At 53.0% G+C, this 14,186-nt stretch carries 11 protein-coding genes; 9 read left to right on the plus strand and 2 right to left on the minus strand.

Annotation, left to right across the window (positions count from 1 at the left end; genetic code table 11):
• Positions 1 to 24 precede the first annotated feature (24 nt).
• Both glnD and map read right to left on the minus strand, forming a co-directional pair.
• Positions 25 to 2,679 carry a bifunctional uridylyltransferase/uridylyl-removing protein GlnD gene (glnD, locus tag WH298_RS13540; RefSeq protein WP_007893896.1) on the minus strand — a complete coding sequence of 885 codons (2,655 nt, stop codon included), beginning with the start codon at positions 2,677 to 2,679 and terminating at the stop codon, positions 25 to 27.
• A 70-nt stretch (positions 2,680 to 2,749) separates the two neighbouring features.
• Entirely contained in the window at positions 2,750 to 3,544 is a 795-nt protein-coding gene (map, locus tag WH298_RS13545; RefSeq protein ID WP_180823090.1) for a type I methionyl aminopeptidase, read from the minus strand.
• Positions 3,545 to 3,862: 318 nt separating this feature from the next.
• Between map and rpsB the strand changes: the two genes are divergently transcribed.
• From rpsB to bamA, 9 genes are all read left to right on the plus strand, one after another.
• The gene (gene rpsB / locus WH298_RS13550; RefSeq protein ID WP_007893898.1) at positions 3,863 to 4,582 is read left to right on the plus strand and encodes a 30S ribosomal protein S2; all 720 of its coding nucleotides are present in this window, start codon (positions 3,863 to 3,865) and stop codon (positions 4,580 to 4,582) included.
• Positions 4,583 to 4,764: 182 nt separating this feature from the next.
• Positions 4,765 to 5,616, plus strand: a complete 852-nt coding sequence (gene tsf, locus WH298_RS13555; protein ID WP_007893899.1) for a translation elongation factor Ts — start codon at positions 4,765 to 4,767, stop codon at positions 5,614 to 5,616.
• Between the two features lie 155 nt (positions 5,617 to 5,771).
• Positions 5,772 to 6,497 (plus strand): UMP kinase, encoded by a 726-nt coding sequence (pyrH, locus tag WH298_RS13560; RefSeq protein ID WP_007893903.1) that lies wholly within the window; start codon positions 5,772 to 5,774, stop codon positions 6,495 to 6,497.
• Between the two features lie 142 nt (positions 6,498 to 6,639).
• The gene (frr, locus tag WH298_RS13565) at positions 6,640 to 7,197 is read left to right on the plus strand and encodes a ribosome recycling factor (RefSeq protein ID WP_180823091.1); all 558 of its coding nucleotides are present in this window, start codon (positions 6,640 to 6,642) and stop codon (positions 7,195 to 7,197) included.
• Between the two features lie 118 nt (positions 7,198 to 7,315).
• Positions 7,316 to 8,518: a 1-deoxy-D-xylulose-5-phosphate reductoisomerase gene (gene ispC, locus WH298_RS13570; protein WP_180823093.1), complete on the plus strand. Its 1,203-nt coding sequence runs from the start codon at positions 7,316 to 7,318 to the stop codon at positions 8,516 to 8,518.
• Positions 8,519 to 8,684: 166 nt separating this feature from the next.
• Complete coding sequence (ispU, locus tag WH298_RS13575) at positions 8,685 to 9,437, plus strand: (2E,6E)-farnesyl-diphosphate-specific ditrans,polycis-undecaprenyl-diphosphate synthase (protein WP_007893909.1); 753 nt, start codon at positions 8,685 to 8,687, stop codon at positions 9,435 to 9,437.
• 18 nt (positions 9,438 to 9,455) lie between these two features.
• A complete protein-coding gene (cdsA, locus tag WH298_RS13580; protein WP_007893911.1) occupies positions 9,456 to 10,313 on the plus strand; it encodes a phosphatidate cytidylyltransferase in 858 nt (285 codons plus the stop codon).
• 12 nt (positions 10,314 to 10,325) lie between these two features.
• A complete protein-coding gene (rseP, locus tag WH298_RS13585) occupies positions 10,326 to 11,675 on the plus strand; it encodes a sigma E protease regulator RseP (RefSeq protein WP_180823094.1) in 1,350 nt (449 codons plus the stop codon).
• Positions 11,676 to 11,726: 51 nt separating this feature from the next.
• Positions 11,727 to 14,138, plus strand: a complete 2,412-nt coding sequence (gene bamA / locus WH298_RS13590) for an outer membrane protein assembly factor BamA (protein WP_049851495.1) — start codon at positions 11,727 to 11,729, stop codon at positions 14,136 to 14,138.
• The last annotated feature ends 48 nt before the right edge of the window (positions 14,139 to 14,186 follow it).

Consider the following 14,186-nt stretch of genomic DNA (forward strand, 5'->3'; position numbering starts at 1 on the left):
GCGGTTCGAATGATGACGGGGAGATTAGAGTTTATCGTTTGGATTAAGGGCCTCTGTCAACCTCTGTTGCAACACATCGCGCATTTCGACCCCCAGCGCACGTCGCTCGCTATCGGCGAGGATGAAAAGATCCTCAACCCGCTCACCAATTGTACTGATGCGCGCACCGTGCAGCGACACGCCGAGATCGGCAAACACTTCACCCACGCGCGCCAGCAAGCCGGGCTGATCGAGCGCGACTAACTCCAGATAGCTGCGGCGATCGGTGTGCGTTGGCAGGAAATTGACCTCGGTATCAACGCTGAAATGCTTGAGACGCGCTGACTGCCGGCGCGTGCGCGGCGGCACCCATTCGGTTTGCGTGATGGCCTGTTCCAGCGCCTGGATGATCAGCGGATGGCGATCGGCGGCCAGCGGGCTGCCGTCGGGCTCCAGCACAATAAAGGTATCCATCGCCATGCCGTCGCGGCTGGTAAATATTTGCGCATCATGCACGCTGAGGTTGCGACGATCCAATTCGCCAGCCACCGCCGCAAACAGGTGCGGGCGATCCGGGCTCCAGATAAAGATCTCGGTGCCGCCGCGCGTAGCCTGTGGGCTAACCAACACCAGCGGCTTGTTGAGATCGTGATGAATTAAATGACGCGCGTGCCAGGCGAGCTGATTCGGCGTGTGGCGCAGGAAATAGTCGGCACGGCAGCGGCTCCAGATATGGTGCAGGCGCTCTTCGTCGAGGTTCTCCATGCGCAGCAGCGCCAACGCTTGTAGCCGATGATGGCGCACGCGCTCGCGCAGATCCGGGCTGTTTTCCATGCCGCGACGCAGCTGTTTTTCGGTGGCAAAGAACAGCTCGCGCAACAGACTTTGCTTCCAGCTGTTCCACAAGCTTTCGTTAGTGGCGCAGATATCAGACACCGTCAGGCACGCCAGATAACGCAGACGGTTTTCATTCTGCATCACTTCAGCGAACTGCTGAATCACGGTGGGATCCTGAATGTCACGGCGTTGAGCGGTGACAGACATCAACAGATGATGGCGCACCAGCCAGGCAACCAGCTGCGTTTCACGTGAGTTCAGGCCGTGTAATTCGGCGAAATCCAGCGCATCCTGCGCGCCGAGAATAGAGTGATCGCCATTGCGACCTTTGGCAATATCATGCAGCAGCGCGGCCATCAGCAACAGTTCTGGCTGCGGCAGGCGCGGCCAGAGCTCTACGCACAGCGGATGCATCGGGCGCGTGGCTTCATCGGCAAAACTCTCCAGCTTCTGCAGCACGCGAATGGTGTGTTCATCCACGGTATAAGCGTGGAACAGATCGAACTGCATCTGGCCGACGATATTGCCCCACAGCGGCGTATAGGCCCACAGCACGCTGTGCCGATGCATCGGCACCAGCGCGCGCTTGACTGCGCCCGGATGACGCAGAATGGCCATAAAGGTTTCACGCGCTTCAGGAATATGGCACAGCGGCTGTTTCAGGTGGCGACGTGCATAGCGCAGCTGACGCAGCGTGGTGGAGTAAATGCCTTTGATATTTTCATTGCGTACCATCACATAGAACATGCGCAGGATGGCTTGCGGCTCACGCTCAAACAGCGTGGGATCGCGCAGATCAATTAAATTACCGCGGATTTGGAAGTCATCATCAATGGCGCGCGGTTTTTCCGTCGTCGACAGCGCCAGAATGGCTTCATCAAACAGTTGCAGCAGCATTTGATTGAGTTCGCCGATGCGACGCGTGACGCGATAAAAGTCTTTCATCATGCGCTCAACCGGCTCGTTGACCTCGCCCAGATAGTTAAGGCGCTGGGCAACGGTCAGTTGGCGATCGAACAGCAGGCGGTTGTCATAGCGCGGCAGCGTTAAGTGCAGGGCAAAACGAATGCGCCACAGGAATTCCTGACACTCATTGATTTCATTACGTTCCGCTTCGGTAATAAAGCCGAAACCGACCATCTCATCCATGGTTGTGGCGCCAAAATGCCGGCGCGCGACCCACTGCAGCGTATGAATGTCGCGCAGGCCGCCGGGGCTGCTTTTGATATCGGGTTCAAGATTGTAGCTGGTGCCGTGATAGCGCTGATGCCGTTCCTGCTGCTCTTCGATTTTCGCGGCGAAGAAGCGTGACGACGGCCAGAAACCATCGCTGAAGATGTTCTTTTGCAGTTCGAGAAACAGCGCCACGTCACCCGTTAGCATGCGTGATTCGATCAGGTTGGTCGCGACAGTCAGATCGGATAAGCCTTCCAGCAAACACTCTTCCAGCGTACGCACGCTGTGACCGACTTCCAGCTTCAGATCCCACATCAGTGTTAACAGTTCGCTGGTGCGCTGCGCGGCGGCTTCGTCCAGCGGTTGGCGACTAAGGATCAGCACATCGATATCCGAGAGCGGATGCAGTTCGCCGCGACCGTAGCCGCCTACGGCAACCAGCGCGATCTCTTTCAGCTGGTCAAAACCAAAAAAGCGCCACAAGCGACGTAATAGGCGGTCGATAAACAATGTGCGCGCATCAATCAATGATTCGATATCGGTGCCCGCATCAAACGCGATGCCGAGATGCTGGTGAAACTGCTCAAGATACTGTTTGAGCTTGTCGCGCGTCAGGGCTTCATCGGGCCAGCTGGCGGGGGAATCGGTCAGGCCTTTGTGTACTGCTTCGGTCACGCTACCACTCATCAACATGCCTCATCATTACGCACATAAAAAAGGCCAGCTATAAGCCGGCCTGGTACTGTCAGGGAGATAATTACACGACGTTTTCGAGCACCGCTGGAATGGTGTCGTCTTCACGCAGCGTCAGAATCTCACAGCCGTTTTCTGTCACCACAATAGTATGCTCATACTGCGCGGACAAGCTGCGATCTTTGGTTTTCACGGTCCAGCCATCCTTCATGGTGCGGATGCGGTAATCACCGGCATTGACCATCGGCTCAACGGTGAATGTCATACCTGCTTGCAGCACCACGCCGCTGTCGTCAGCGTCGTAATGCAGCACCTGCGGCTCTTCATGGAAGCCTTTGCCGATACCGTGACCGCAATATTCGCGCACCACCGAGAAATCCTGCGCTTCCACATACTGCTGAATCGCCCGACCTAGCTCACGCAGACGAATGCCCGGTTTCACCAGGCGCAGCGCGATATATAGGCTTTCCTGAGTGACGCGACACAGGCGTTCGCCCTGAATGGTAGGTTTCCCGACGATGAACATTTTAGAGGTATCACCGTGGTACTCATCTTTGATCACCGTGACATCCACGTTAACCACGTCGCCCTCTTTCAACACACGATCGTCGCTTGGGATACCGTGACAAACCACTTCATTCACCGAAATACATACTGATTTCGGGAAGCCGTGATAACCGAGGCAGGCAGAAATTGCCTGTTGCTTCTGCGTAATGTGTTCGTGGCAGAGGCGGTCCAGTTCACCGGTGGTGACACCAGGCACCACGTGCGGTGCGATCATTTCCAGCACTTCAGCGGCAAGACGGCCGGCGACGCGCATTTTTTCGATTTCTTCAGGGGTTTTAATTGAAATAGCCATTAAATTAATCCGCAATCGTCGAAATTTTCGACAATAATGAGTTCTGTGGCGATCATGTTAGCAGCCAGCAAATGGGCTGCCAAATGGCGATTGTCTGCGCCTGCTGCCGCTAACTACTATTGGCGTATTCCTGCGCATTGTGGTATAAAGCGCGCCGACGATTCTCTGTCACCGACGTTTGGCTGACAGGAAACGCATAAAACTCATTATGTGTACTAAAACACACATGTATCGACACATACGCCGGGGTGCCTTGAAAGAGGTCGGTCGTATGGGATACATGGAGGCCCAACCCCAAATCAAACTTTAGAGGTAATCATGGCAACTGTTTCAATGCGCGACATGCTCAAGGCTGGTGTTCACTTTGGTCACCAGACCCGTTACTGGAACCCGAAAATGAAGCCATTCATCTTCGGCGCACGTAACAAGGTTCACATCATCAACCTCGAGCAGACTGTGCCAATGTTCAACGACGCGCTGGCTGAGTTGAAAAAGATCTCTTCCCGTAAAGGTAAGATCCTGATCGTTGGTACTAAGCGCGCTGCTGCCGAAGCGGTAAAAGAGTCAGCTCTGAGCTGCGACCAGTTCTTCGTAAACCACCGCTGGTTGGGTGGCATGCTGACTAACTGGAAAACCGTTCGTCAGTCAATCAAACGCCTGAAAGATCTTGAGTCTCAGTCTCAGGACGGTACTTTCGACAAACTGACCAAGAAAGAAGCGCTGATGCGCACTCGCGAACTGGCCAAGCTGGAAAACAGCCTGGGCGGTATCAAAGATATGGGCGGTCTGCCGGATGCACTGTTCGTTGTTGACGCTGATCACGAGCATATCGCTATCAAAGAAGCAAACAACCTGGGTATCCCAGTATTTGCTATCGTTGATACCAACTCTGATCCAGACGGCGTTGACTTCGTTATCCCAGGTAACGACGATGCGATCCGTGCTGTAAGCCTGTACCTGACTGCCGTTGCCACTACCGTGCGCGAAGGCCGTTCACAGGACCTGGCTGAGCAGGCTGAAGAAGCTGCTGAAGCTTAATAAGGTTCGCTCTTTCTAAGAGCCCTTAGACATCAGATGTTATCTGTTAAGGGGGCCGTTCAGGCCCCTTTATTTTATCTAAGTCTGTCACGCTCACTTCAGAGCGAGCGGGGCAGAGTAAATTTTCCGCAACAAGTTTCTGGCAGTGTGTGAACACACAGAGACGAATCGAGGATTCTGGAATGGCTGATATTACCGCTGCATTGGTAAAAGAACTGCGTGAGCGTACTGGCGCAGGCATGATGGACTGCAAAAAAGCGCTGACCGAAGCGAACGGCGACATCGAGCTGGCGATTGAGAACATGCGCAAATCTGGCGCAATCAAAGCCGCTAAAAAAGCAGGCAACGTAGCTGCTGATGGCGTGATCAAAACCAAAATCGCTGATGGCTTCGCGGTGATCCTGGAAGTAAACTGCCAGACCGACTTCGTTGCTAAAGATGGCGGTTTCCAGGCGTTTGCTGACAAGGTTCTGGATGCAGCTGTTGCTGGCAAAGTTACCGATGTGGAAGTTCTGAAAGCGCAGTTCGAAGAAGAACGCGTAGCGCTGGTTGCGAAAATCGGTGAGAACATCAACATCCGTCGTGTTGCTATCCTGGAAGGCACTGAGCTGAACAGCTATCAGCACGGCGCACGTATCGGTGTCGTTGTATCTACTACCGGTGCTAACGAAGAGCTGAGCAAGCAAATTGCTATGCACATTGCTGCGAGCAAGCCAGAATTCGTTAAGCCAGAAGACGTGTCTGCAGATGTGGTTGAGAAAGAGTACCAGGTTCAGCTGGACATCGCCATGCAGTCTGGCAAGCCAAAAGAAATCGCAGAGAAAATGGTTGAAGGCCGCATGAAGAAATTCACCGGTGAAGTTTCTCTGACCGGTCAGGCTTTCGTTATCGACCCAAGCAAAACCGTTGGCCAGGCGTTGAAAGAGAAAAACGCTGACGTCATCAACTTCATCCGCTTCGAAGTGGGCGAAGGCATTGAGAAAGTTGAATCTGACTTCGCAGCAGAAGTTGCTGCAATGTCTAAACAGTCTTAATGGTCCGAAAGAACCGCCAAAAGGCGGTTCTTTTTTGTCTGCAATTTAGTGCAGCACTTTTCAGTCTCATCCCAATAGCTTTTCTTGCTTGCTAAGCGGATGATCGATCAGATTTTACTTCTCCTTTTCATCATATCTTCCAGGAAGAATCGACCATGGCGACCAACGCAAAACCTGTATATCAACGTATCCTGCTAAAACTGAGTGGCGAAGCACTGCAAGGTGCCGAAGGTTTTGGCATCGACGCGAGCGTGCTTGACCGCATGGCGCAAGAGGTGAAAGAGCTGGTTGAACTGGGCATCCAGGTGGGTGTGGTTATTGGTGGCGGTAACCTGTTCCGCGGCGCAGGTCTGGCCCAGGCCGGGATGAACCGTGTGGTCGGCGACCATATGGGCATGCTGGCGACGGTGATGAATGGCCTGGCAATGCGTGATGCGCTGCACCGTGCGTATGTCAATGCGCGTTTGATGTCAGCGATTCCGCTGAATGGCGTGTGTGACAACTACAGCTGGGCAGAAGCGATCAGTCTGCTGCGTAATAACCGCGTCGTCATCTTCGCGGCCGGTACTGGCAACCCGTTCTTTACCACCGACTCTGCAGCCTGTCTGCGCGGCATCGAAATTGAAGCCGACGTGGTACTGAAAGCCACCAAAGTAGACGGCGTCTACTCTGAAGATCCGGTGAAAAACCCGGATGCAACGCTGTATGATCAGCTGAGCTATGCAGAAGTGCTGGATAAAGAGCTTAAAGTGATGGATCTCGCGGCCTTCACGCTGGCACGCGACCATAAACTGCCTATCCGCGTCTTCAATATGAACAAGCCTGGCGCACTGCGTCGCGTAGTGATGGGTGAAAAAGAAGGCACCCTGATTACGCATTAATACCCGACGCAGGTTAAAATAAGGTATATTCTTTTGCCGCGATGCGCTGTCATCGCGCAGCAATTAGGATGATCGATGTTTATCGATACCGCTTCCGGTTAGCCCGGAAATGGCCAGGTCAACCGAATTCAAGGGTTTCAACGTGATTAACGACATTAAAAAAGATGCAGACACGCGCATGGAAAAGTGTGTGGATGCATTCAAAAACAACATCAGCAAAGTGCGCACTGGTCGTGCTTCGCCTTCACTGCTCGACGGCATTATGGTTCCTTACTACGGTACACCTACGCCGCTGCGTCAGGTGGCTAACGTGACGGTAGAGGATTCACGTACGTTGAAAATCAACGTATTTGATCGCTCGCTGAGCGCTGCGGTTGAGAAAGCGATCATGACGTCCGATCTGGGTCTGAACCCAAGCTCGGCCGGTACCGATATTCGTGTGCCGTTGCCAGCGTTGACCGAAGAGCGTCGTAAAGACCTGATCAAGATCGTACGTGGCGAAGCTGAGCAGGGCCGTGTCTCTGTGCGTAACGTCCGCCGTGATGCCAATGACAAGATCAAAGCGCTGCTGAAAGACAAAGAGATCAGCGAAGACGACGAACGTCGTTCGCAGGACGAAATCCAGAAAATGACTGATGCGCACATCAGGAGTGTTGATGCGGCATTGGCCGACAAAGAAAAGGAACTGATGGACTTCTAATCCCATCATTTACTTTTAAAACGCCGTTCAGAGACGAGAGATAGTCGACTCTGGCGGCGTTTTACATTGTGCCCGGCGCCGTTGCGGGAACGATCCATGACTTCACAGGGATAGCATGATGAAGCGATTAACTCTGCTGGGATCTACCGGCTCGATTGGCACCAGTACGTTGGCGGTAATTGCCGCGAATCCTGAACTTTATCAAGTGACTGCGCTGGTTGCCGGCCAAAACGTTGCGCTCATGGCTGAACAGTGCCAGCAATTCCAGCCACGCTATGCCGCGATGTCTGACGAGACATCCGCTCAGGCGCTGCGTGAGCGACTGAAAGCACTCAACGTTAATACCGAAGTGCTCTCCGGCGTTCAGGCAGCCTGCGAACTGGCCGCGTTGGATGAGGTGGATCAGGTAATGGCAGCGATTGTCGGCGCCTCCGGCTTGCAGCCCACTTTGGCGGCGATTCGTGCGGGTAAAACGGTGCTGCTCGCTAACAAAGAATCGCTTGTCACATGCGGCCGTCTGTTTATGGAGGCTGTACGTCAACATCAGGCGCAATTGCTGCCGGTCGACAGCGAGCACAATGCCATTTTTCAGAGTTTACCCGCTTCCATACAGCATCAGTTGGGGTACGCTGATCTGCAGGGGAACGGCATCGAGTCGATTCTCCTTACGGGATCGGGTGGTCCTTTTCGTGACACGCCATTAGCGGATTTAGCCGCTATGTCGCCGGATCAAGCATGTGCGCATCCGAACTGGTCAATGGGACGTAAAATCTCCGTTGATTCGGCCACCATGATGAATAAAGGTCTTGAATACATTGAAGCCCGCTGGCTGTTTAATGCGACCGACGCGCAGATGGAGGTGATCCTGCATCCGCAGTCCGTCATCCATTCGATGGTGCGTTATTGCGACGGCAGTGTACTGGCGCAACTGGGTTCACCGGATATGCGAACGCCAATAGCGCACAGCATGGCATGGCCAGCACGTATCTCTGCGGGCGTGACGCCGCTCGACTTCACTCGCATGAAGTCGCTGACGTTTGCCGAGCCGGACTACGAGCGCTATCCCTGCCTGAAGCTCGCAATTGATGCCTGCGCAGCAGGCCAGGCCGCCACTACGACGCTGAATGCAGCGAATGAAGTGGCGGTTGAGGCTTTTCTGCAGCACCAGATTCGCTTTACCGATATCGCCGCCATCAACAGCGAAGTGCTGGCCTCCCTGAAGTGTCAGGAGCCGGGCAGCATTGACGAAGTGATGGAGATCGACCGATTAGCGCGAGTTCGTGCCAGAGAATTGTTGCCACGCTTTCGTTTAGCAGGTTGATAGTTCCCGCTATTTGTTCGCTCTGGGTGAAAATGGTATAGTCGCTCGCTCGCGTTTCACAGCCCGACATTGTTTCGATGTCATCTGGCGTGTTTGCCGGAGTTTGCTGCAGGCGCAATGTATTCAGAAACCACAGCATTTCTGATGAAAGGAATTATTACGCGTTATGTCGTCCAACAATCACAATACAATCGATGACGAGTCGTACTGCACGCCACGTCACGTGGCCATCATTATGGATGGTAATGGTCGCTGGGCAAAAAATCAGGGCAAACTGCGTATTTCAGGCCACAAAGCCGGGGTAAAATCAGTACGCCGGGCTGTCAGCTTTGCGGTCAGCCACAAACTGGAAGCGCTCACGCTTTATGCGTTCAGCAGTGAAAACTGGAGCCGACCCATTCAGGAAGTGACAGCATTAATGGAGTTGTTTGTCTGGGCGCTCGACAGCGAAGTTAAAAGCCTGCACAAGCACAATGTGCGTCTGCGCATTATTGGTGATATCAGCCGTTTCAATAACCGTATTCAGGAACGCATTCGCCGCGCCGAGGAACTGACTCAGCAAAATAATGGACTGACCCTCAACATTGCTGCCAACTATGGCGGCCGTTGGGATATTATCCAGGGTGCCAGAAAATTGGCCGAACAGGTTCAGGAAGGTTTACTGCGTCCTGACCAGATTACCGAAGAAAGCCTGGCTCCGTATCTGTGTATGCAGGAGCTGGCGCCAGTGGATTTAGTGATAAGGACCGGGGGAGAGCATCGGATTAGCAACTTCCTGCTGTGGCAAATCGCCTATGCTGAGTTTTGGTTTACCGATGTTCTTTGGCCTGATTTTGATGAAAACGTTTTTGAAGGTGCACTGAATGCATTCTCTACGCGGGAGCGACGCTATGGCGGTACTGCACCAGGCGGCGCCTAAGCAATTTGGGGGTAACCTTTGCTGAAGTCTCGTCTGATTACCGCGTTAATTTTGATTCCGCTGGTGATCGCTGCACTGTTCTGGTTGCCACTGTCCGGTTTTGCGATCACCACTATCATCATCTGCATGCTTGCCGCCTGGGAATGGGGGCAGTTTGCGGGCATGAAAACGCGCCAGCAACGTATCTGGCTGGCCGTGCTATGCGGTTTGTTACTGTCCGCGATGCTCTTTACCCTGCAACCCTATCAACGCAATCTGCATCAATTCCAGATGGAAGGCTCGCTCTGGGCATCGCTGGGATGGTGGATTGTCGCGCTATTTTTAGTGCTGTTCTATCCTGCTTCGGCTGCGCTGTGGCGTAATTCGCGTACGCTGCGTCTGGTGTTTGGCCTTCTCACCGTCATTCCGTTTTTCTGGGGCATGATGGCGCTGCGTCAATACCATTACGATACCGATCACTTCGCGGGTGCGTGGTGGCTACTGTTCGTGATGTTCCTCGTCTGGGGCGCAGACTCTGGTGCTTATATGTTTGGCCGTCTGTTTGGTAAACACAAACTGGCTCCGAAAGTTTCTCCGGGTAAAACCTGGGAAGGTTTCTTTGGTGGGCTGCTGTCGTCTGCCATCATTGCCTGGCTGTTTGCGCTATTGGCACCGCTTTCGGTTGCGCCAGGCACACTGATTATCTGTGCGGTCATTGCGACACTCGCATCAGTACTCGGTGACCTCACAGAGAGTATGTTCAAACGTGAGGCAGGCATTAAAGACAGCGGTAACTTGATTCCAGGGCACGGTGGTATTCTCGATCGTATTGATAGCCTGACAGCTGCGGTGCCGGTATTTGCCTGCCTGCTGCTGCTGGTGTTCCAAACCCTCTGAGGATCGCCGACGATGTTGAGTATACTCTGGAGTTTTGTCGCCTTTATCGTGGCGCTGGGCGTGCTGATTACCGTGCACGAATTTGGTCATTTTTGGGTCGCTCGCCGTTGCGGTGTCAAAGTCGAACGTTTCTCCATTGGCTTTGGTAAGGCGCTATGGCAGCGCACCGACCGTCAGGGCACCGAATATGTCATCGCGCTGATTCCTCTCGGTGGCTACGTTAAAATGCTCGATGAACGCGTTGAGAGCGTTCCCGCTGAACTGCGTCATCAAGCCTTCAACAATAAAACCGTGCTGCAGCGTGCTTCCATTATTGCGGCCGGTCCTATCGCCAACTTCATCTTTGCCATATTTGCCTACTGGGTGGTGTTTATCCACGGCGTACCGGGCGTACGTCCGGTGGTTGGCGAAATTCTGAACGGTTCCGTCGCTGCTGAAGCGCAAATTACCTCCGGCATGGAACTTAAAGCGGTAGATGGTATCGAAACGCCTGATTGGGATGCTGTGCGTATGGCGCTGGTCGGTAAAATCGGTGACAGCGATGCCACGCTTACTGTTTCGCAATTTGGCGAAGAAGCTACGCAGCAAAAGCAATTAAATTTGCGCGAATGGCAATTTGAGCCTGATAAACAGGATCCGGTGGTCGCTTTAGGTATTCGTCCACGTGGGCCGCAGATTGAAACGACCTTAGCTGACGTTCAGGCAAACTCGCCGGCAAGCAATGCTGGTTTGCAAGCGGGCGATAGGATCGTTAAAGTCGATGGTCAGCCATTAACACAGTGGCAGACTTTTGCGGCGCAGGTGCGGGATAACCCGGGCAAAAACATGGCGCTAGATATTGAGCGCAACGGCGAACCTGTGGCGTTATCGCTCACGCCGGAAGCGAAACCGGGCAATGAAGCGGAAGGCTTCGCGGGTGTTATACCGCGCGTAATTCCACTGCCTGATGAGTACAAAACGGTAAGGCAATATGGGCCCTTTGCGGCTATCGGCGAAGCCAGTGTGAAAACCTGGCAGTTGATGAAGCTAACAGTTTCCATGTTGGGCAAGTTGATAACCGGGGATGTGAAGCTGAATAACCTGAGCGGGCCGATTTCGATTGCGCAAGGTGCCGGGTTATCAGCAGAGTACGGGGTGATTTATTACCTGATGTTCCTGGCGCTAATCAGCGTCAACCTGGGCATCATTAACCTGTTCCCTCTGCCGGTTTTAGATGGTGGTCATCTGCTCTTTCTGGCGATCGAAAAGATCAAAGGTAGACCGGTGTCCGAGCGAGTTCAGGACTTTAGTTATCGCATTGGCTCAATCTTGCTGGTGCTGTTAATGGGGCTTGCACTTTTCAATGATTTCTCTCGTCTGTAATAGCTGGAACGCATACAGGTGCGGGATGTGTTAGGAAAACGCATAACAACGATGGCGATGAAAAAGTTGCTCATAGCGTCGCTGCTGTTTAGCAGCGCCACCGTTTACGGTGCAGACGATTTCGTAGTGAAGGACATTCATTTCGAAGGTCTACAACGAGTCGCCGTCGGCGCGGCTCTGCTCAGCATGCCGGTACGTGTCGGTGATACGGTGAATGATGATGATGTCAGAAACACCATTCGCTCACTGTTTGCCACCGGTAACTTTGAAGATGTGCAGGTTCTGCGTGACGGGACAACCCTGATTGTTCAGGTGAAAGAGCGTCCAACCATTGCCAACATCACTTTCTCCGGTAACAAAGCGGTGAAAGAAGATCAGCTGAAACAGAACCTCGAGGCTTCTGGCGTGCGCGTTGGCGAAGCGCTGGATCGCACCACGCTCTCTTCAATCGAAAAGGGTCTGGAAGATTTCTACTACAGCGTCGGTAAATACACAGCCAGCGTCAAAGCGATTGCTACGCCGCTGCCACGTAACCGTGTTGACCTGAAATTCGTCTTCCAGGAAGGCGTTTCTGCGCAGATTCAACAGATCAATATCGTCGGCAATAAAGCTTTCAGCTCTGACGAACTGATCTCACGCTTCTCACTGCGTGATGAAGTGCCGTGGTGGAACGTGGTCGGCGATCGTAAATATCAGAAGCAAAAATTAGCGGGCGATCTCGAAACCCTGCGCAGCTTCTATTTGGATCGTGGTTATGCGCGTTTCAATATCGATTCCACGCAGGTGAGCCTGACGCCAGATAAGAAAGGCATCTACATCACCGTGAACATTAACGAAGGCGATCAGTACAAGATTGCCGGCGTGATTGTGAACGGCAGCATGGCGGGCCATTCTGCGGAAATCGAAAAGATGACCAGAATTCCATCGGGTGAGCTGTACAACGGCACCAAAGTTACCCAGATGGAAGATGACATCAAGAAATTGCTGGGTCGTTATGGCTACGCCTATCCGCGTGTCGTGACACAACCTGAAATTAACGATGCCGACAAAACCGTCAAGCTGCATATCAACGTTGATGCGGGCAACCGCTACTACGTGCGTAAGGTACGCTTCGAAGGCAACGACACATCGAAAGATTCAGTACTGCGCCGTGAAATGCGTCAGATGGAAGGTGCCTGGTTGGGCAGCGACCTCGTTGATCAAGGTAAAGAGCGACTGAATCGTACGGGTTACTTCGAAACCGTTGACGTTGATACACAGCGCGTTGCGGGTGCACCAGACCAGGTTGATGTGGTTTACAAGGTGAAAGAGCGTAACACCGGTACTTTCAACTTTGGTGTCGGTTACGGTACCGAAAGTGGAGTGAGTTTCCAGGTTGGCGTAACTCAGGAAAACTGGCTCGGCACCGGTAACACCGTTGGCATCAGCGGTACCAAAAATGATTACCAGACCTATGCTGAACTCTCCATGACCGATCCGTACTTTACGGTTGATGGTGTGAGCCTTGGCGGTCGTTTGTTCTACAACGATTTTAAAGCTGATGACGCGGATCTGTCCGACTATACCAACAAAAGTTATGGTCTCGATGGAACGCTGGGCTTCCCGGTCAATGAAAATAACACGCTGCGTGTTGGTTTAGGATACGTACATAACGACCTGTCCAACATGCGTCCACAGATTGCTATGTGGCGTTATCTTGATTCGGTGGGGCGTCATCAGGGCCTGAATGATGAAGGCGATTTCTCCGCAGATGATTTCACCTTCAACTATGGCTGGACGTATAACACCTTAGACCGCGGCTTCTTCCCAACGCGCGGTAACCGTACCAACCTGAATGGTAAAGTGACCATTCCGGGCTCTGATAACGCGTTCTACAAAGCGACATTAGATAGCCAGCAATATGTGCCGCTGAACCGCGATGGTACGTGGGTGGTATTAGGTCGTGGTCGTGTTGGATATGGTGACGGACTCGGTGGAAAAGAGATGCCGTTCTATGAGAACTTCTACGGCGGTGGTTCAAGCACGGTTCGTGGCTTCCAGTCTAATACCATTGGTCCTAAAGCTGCGTATCTGAACGATGGCTCATCTACCTGTAATCTGACTAACCCGAACGGGGTTTGTAAGTCAGATGATGCGGTAGGGGGTAATGCTATGGCGATTGCCAGCCTTGAGCTGATTACGCCTACGCCGTTCCTGAGCGAAAAGTATGCAAACTCTGTGCGTACCTCGGTGTTTATGGATGCCGGTACCGTTTGGGATACCAAATGGCAGAACACCGCAGAAACACGTGCGGCGGGTGTGCCGGACTACAGCGATCCTAACAACATTCGCGTCTCTGCCGGTGTGGCACTGCAGTGGATGTCACCATTAGGACCGTTGGTATTCTCATACGCCCAGCCGATGAAGAAAGTCGAGGGAGACAAGTCAGAGCAATTCCAGTTTAACATCGGTAAAACCTGGTAAGGCTCTGAACAAGGAAGTGAAAATACCGTCTTGCACGCGTGCCGTTTA

Source organism: Pantoea nemavictus (genome assembly GCF_037479095.1).
GTDB lineage: Bacteria > Pseudomonadota > Gammaproteobacteria > Enterobacterales > Enterobacteriaceae > Pantoea > Pantoea nemavictus.

Coding starts and splice junctions, on each gene's coding strand:
- rpsB (WP_007893898.1), top strand. CDS start 3,863: ATGGCAACTGTTTCAATGCGCGACATGCTCAAGGCTGGTGTTCACTTT.
- glnD (WP_007893896.1), bottom strand. CDS start 2,679: ATGAGTGGTAGCGTGACCGAAGCAGTACACAAAGGCCTGACCGATTCC.
- rseP (WP_180823094.1), top strand. CDS start 10,326: ATGTTGAGTATACTCTGGAGTTTTGTCGCCTTTATCGTGGCGCTGGGC.
- tsf (WP_007893899.1), top strand. CDS start 4,765: ATGGCTGATATTACCGCTGCATTGGTAAAAGAACTGCGTGAGCGTACT.
- bamA (WP_049851495.1), top strand. CDS start 11,727: ATGGCGATGAAAAAGTTGCTCATAGCGTCGCTGCTGTTTAGCAGCGCC.
- pyrH (WP_007893903.1), top strand. CDS start 5,772: ATGGCGACCAACGCAAAACCTGTATATCAACGTATCCTGCTAAAACTG.
- ispC (WP_180823093.1), top strand. CDS start 7,316: ATGAAGCGATTAACTCTGCTGGGATCTACCGGCTCGATTGGCACCAGT.
- map (WP_180823090.1), bottom strand. CDS start 3,544: ATGGCTATTTCAATTAAAACCCCTGAAGAAATCGAAAAAATGCGCGTC.
- ispU (WP_007893909.1), top strand. CDS start 8,685: ATGTCGTCCAACAATCACAATACAATCGATGACGAGTCGTACTGCACG.